The following is a 395-nucleotide window of genomic DNA, read 5'->3' as shown; positions in this document are numbered from 1 at the left end:
GCTTCCCTCTTTCTGCAAATAGTCTGCCAGTTTTTCCCTTTTTGCCCGCCCGCTCATGATGACTAGGCCGAAATTCTGCAAACGCTGCCAGCCTTGAACTGTGCCGATTTCTGCTTGTGGTAGGGCGGCGGTTTTATGCCGGCGTGTGATTTTGTCTTTAAACTTGATAATCTGATAATACGCGCCGTCATTGTCTTGCCCCGTGCCTATAATGTCGATAGGGTCGGAAAGAAATAGCGGCTCTGCTTCGATAATATCGCCGTCTTTGTCGGTTCTAACGTTTACCCACCATACGCCCCGATTGTCGATTTCAAAGTGAGGGCGCGGGCGGAATGGCTCGATATTTTCAAGGTTGTAATCGTTGGTGTTTTCCTGCTTCGCTGTTTCGGTATTTT

At 48.9% G+C, this 395-nt stretch carries 1 protein-coding gene; it reads right to left on the bottom strand.

The window, feature by feature from the left end:
- Positions 1–395: DUF927 domain-containing protein (locus HMPREF2700_RS10975; RefSeq protein ID WP_141745861.1), on the bottom strand; the 395-nt coding region annotated here is incomplete at both ends.

The organism is Neisseria sp. HMSC068C04, assembly GCF_001810105.1.
Classification (GTDB): domain Bacteria; phylum Pseudomonadota; class Gammaproteobacteria; order Burkholderiales; family Neisseriaceae; genus Neisseria; species Neisseria flavescens_B.
Note: the sequence above shows the minus strand (reverse complement) of the source record. Positions and strands in the feature narration are given on the sequence as shown.